The organism is Phyllobacterium sp. SL163 (assembly GCF_049896885.1).
Classification (GTDB): Bacteria; Pseudomonadota; Alphaproteobacteria; order Rhizobiales; family Rhizobiaceae; genus Phyllobacterium; species Phyllobacterium calauticae.
This window is the reverse complement of the sequence record NZ_JAFCVE010000020.1, coordinates 1-3810: the sequence shown is the minus strand read 5'-3', so window position 1 is coordinate 3810 and position 3810 is coordinate 1. Positions and strand designations below refer to the sequence as shown.

Annotated in this window: 2 protein-coding genes; both read right to left on the bottom strand. The window is 60.5% G+C overall.

Annotation, left to right across the window (positions count from 1 at the left end; all coding sequences use genetic code 11):
• Positions 1–33 precede the first annotated feature (33 nt).
• Positions 34–3003 (bottom strand): Tn3 family transposase, encoded by a 2970-nt coding sequence (locus ACP7B1_RS24535; RefSeq protein ID WP_395773288.1) that lies wholly within the window; start codon positions 3001–3003, stop codon positions 34–36.
• A 16-nt stretch (positions 3004–3019) separates the two neighbouring features.
• A complete protein-coding gene (locus ACP7B1_RS24530) occupies positions 3020–3610 on the bottom strand; it encodes a recombinase family protein (RefSeq protein ID WP_426137401.1) in 591 nt (196 codons plus the stop codon).
• Positions 3611–3810: the final 200 nt, after the last annotated feature.

Here is a 3810-nt window from a genome sequence, read left to right as displayed (position 1 = left end):
GGGGCTCCGTGGGCATTTCTACATTAATACACGCTAAGGGAATTTGAAGTTGTTTGGATTGAAGCGGTTAGCCCGGATTGGCCTGAAGCGTTCGAGGGGTCGGTCAATTTCGTTCCAGAGGTAGTCGCCGGTGAGCGCGATATGCGCCCATGGTAGTGGTGCGACCTGGGAGAGCAGCTCGTCCGGAATGATAATACCCTGACTGCTGATATAATCGACAGCACGGCTGAGATAGACAGTGTTCCACAGGATGATGGCGTTGACGACGAGGTTAAGACCGGACGCGCGGTAAGCCATGGTTTCGGCGACGCGGTTGCGCAATTCGCCGAGCTGGTGGAGGAAGATGGCGCGTGCGAGAGCATGACGGCTTTCACCCTTGTTGAGGATCGCATGCGATCTGCGGCGCAGTTTCGTATCGAGCAGCCAGTCGCAGATGAAGATCGAGCGTTCTATCCGGCCCATTTCGCGCAGGGCCTGGTTCAGCCGGTTTTGTCGCGGCGACGCTGCCAGCTTCTTGAGGATGACGGAAGGCGGCACCAAACCTGCAGCGATCGAAGCCTTCAGCCGCAAGACCTCATCCCAGTGGTGCTCGACGACATCCATGTTGACGGTTCCAGCGATCAGCGCGTCGAGCGGTTCGTAAGCCGGATCGCGATCAATGACAAAGAGCCTGCGATTGCCGAGATTGCGGATACGGGGAATGAGCCTGTAGCCAAAGGCGTGGAACATGGAGAACGTCGTTTCGGTGGCGCCAGCGGTATCGGTTGCGTGCTCATAGATTTCGACGGAGCTTTCGTTGTGAAGGAGGCCGTCGAGAACGTAGGGGGCTTCGCCCTCGGATGCCTGGATCATGCGGGAGAAGAAGGAAGCAAAACGGTTGGACAGGAAGCCATAGATCGACGCCCCCGGTCGCTTGCCGTATTTTGCATTGTAGTCGAGGCTGGCTTCGCCACGCCCGCCAGCCGGAAAGAACTGTCCGTCCGAGGAGGAGATATGGCCGTCACCCCAGATCGCGGCAAAGGGATGGGCCTGCTGCGCATCGACCAGCACGGCGGTCGCCGTGGCGTAGGTTTCCGATCGCATATGCCTGTCCACCATCAGCATCATCTGGTGGATCGTGACGCCGCGTGAGCTTTCCGCCATACGTTCGGCTCCGGCATTGGTGGCGTCGGCAAGGATCGCTGCCATCAGCGCTGCCTCGTCGTTTGCCGTCTCACCGGTACGATAATGCGTGAAGCTGTCGAGGAATTTGGTCCAGCTTTGCACCTCGGCAAGCAGGCTGGTGATCCTGATCCGTGGCACCAGAACATATAGTCGGCGGCTGAGCGCGACGATGCTGTCGCGCTCCTCCTCGCGGATCGGCGAGATCGACAGGCCCTTGTCGGAAATCGCTGCATCCGGAATAGCATTGGCAGCCGCCGCCTTTGCCAGCTCTTTCAGCTTCGCATCGAGCGTGGCGGTCCGTTCTGCTCGCCATTCGGCAAAGCTGTCGGGGAGTGCGAGCCCGAGCCGCCCCTCGGCGCGCATCAGCTCGAAGATCGGCCGAGGCAGAAGATAATCCTCGAAACTGCGCCATGCCCGGCTGCCTTCGACCCAGATGTCACCGGCCCTCAGACGCTCTCGCAGGTGAACGAGGACCGCCACTTCCCAGGCGCGCAGGTCGATATCGGCACTGTTCGGGCGCACGCAGCGTCGCCATTTGCGGGTCAGAAAGGCGAGCGGCACCTGCGCCGGCAATTTCCGGCCGCCATAGAGCGCGCGCAGATGGTCCACTGCTACAAGGATCGGATCATCAGCACGAAACGACCGGAACGAGAACGTGCGGAACATCAGTCTGCCCAGCTTGCGCAACGATTTGTGCCGCTTGATGAGCTCGTCGAATTCGTTACTGCGATCAGGGTGGACGACAGATCTGGCTGCCGCCATGCTGGCGACCAATCCGTCCCAGCCGAGGGAGGCTGCGATCGCCGATGCAAGATCGGTTTTGCTCGCACGAGCGGCCAGAAGCGCCTCGCCGAGCTTGAGATGCTCAAGCGCCACCCCATCAAGAACCTCGGCCTCTTTTAGCCGGCGTTCCGTGCGGCTGATCTCGGCCTTGCGGCGGTTGCTCCCAATCATTTTGCAGAACATGTCGATCGTCAGGTCGGTGATCGACGCCTGTCTCTCGATGACGAAGGCGGCCAGCGTGGCGTAGCGACGTTCGGATGTCAGGCGTCGTATCTCCCGGGCATGCAGAATGCGTGCATCCCTGGCGATGATGCCGTAGCGATTGGCATGGATCGTCTTGCGACGGTCGTCGGGAATGGCGGCTGAGCGCAATACCTCGAGGCGGGCGATCAAGCCTTTGAGGTTCTTCAGCTTCGCCCCTTCAGGTGCTTCCGCAATCCAGCCAAGGTGGCTCCGATCGCCGGCCCGCTCAGCGAGGAGCTGATCAAGCGCCTCGATCGAAGGCTGCTCCAGATCCCGGATCAATTCGCGATAGGCTTGTCGACGCGCCGCCGCCCGGCCGGCCAGTGCCAGACGGATCAGCAGCTCCGGCATAGGAACGAGCAACTTTCGTTCCTTCAAGGCTTCGATCACGGCCTTGGCGATCGTCGCACCTTGTTCAGTGGCCGCCGCCTCGCGTGCCGCCGCCGTTATCAACTCGCGATAGTCACTCGTCCGGACAGGCTGAAGCTCCAGTGCAGAGACGATCTCGCGCGCGTGTTCCCGGCGCGTTTCGTCGCGCTGGGCGTAGAACTCGAACACTGCAGGGTCGATGCCCAGCTGGTCGGCGACAACAGAGACAACCGCCTGAGGTGGAACTTCGCCTATTCGCAGCAGACGGCCCAGATCACGCACCAGTGCGAGTTGGATCGCAAAGCCAAGCCGATTATGCGACCGGCGATGCTCCTTGACGAAGACAATATCCTCGGAAGTCAGTGCATAGCGCGCTTGCGCATCTTCATAAGCTTCGGGTGGTTCGAATAAAACGGCACGCGATTGCTCATCGAGAAACGCCATCAGCCACGGTCACTCGTCAAACTACGGTTTCGGGCGTGCCGGTCTTGCCGGGGCCTGTCCATCCAGTCCGCTTCAACGTGTCGATCAAGGTCGAGCGCGCCACCTTGAACGTCCGGCACACGGACGCCTTGCTGGCGCCAGCTTCCAAAGCAGCTAGAACCTGCTCGACCTTTTCCGCATCGATCGTTGGAGGTCTCCCGCCCTTACGGCCACGTCGGCGAGCCGCCGCCAGGCCGGCATTGACCCGCTCGGTGATCAGCACTCTCTCGTATTCTGCAAGCGAGCCGAACAGGTTGAACAGAAACGCGCCGTGCGAATTCGTGGTGTCGATCGCCTCCGTGAGAGATCGGAAGGCGACACCACGTTCCTTCAAATCCTCGACGATGCGGATCAAGTGGGAGAGTGACCGGCCTAACCGATCTATCTTCCAGACGACCAGGACATCGCCTTCGCGCAATTCGCCGAGGCATGCCTTCAGACCCGGCCGGTCATCACGCGCTCCGGAAGCGCGATCCTGATGGAGATGGCGCTCATCGACCCCGGCCGCGAGCAGGGCATCGCGCTGCAAGGCAACCGACTGGCGCTCGTCACTACTCGATACCCGCATGTAACCGATCAACATGTGCGACAAACCTCAAATCAGGTGTTGCCGCACAGCCTAACATTCCGACAGGGTTTGTCGCGCAAAAAATGGCCCTATTGCGTGGCCAGTTTGCCCCGCGATCACGGTGAGCGGAAATCATGTGTTTCCCGTCACCTGCAAAATGCCCTTAGCGTGTATTAATGTAGAAATGACCACAGAGCCCC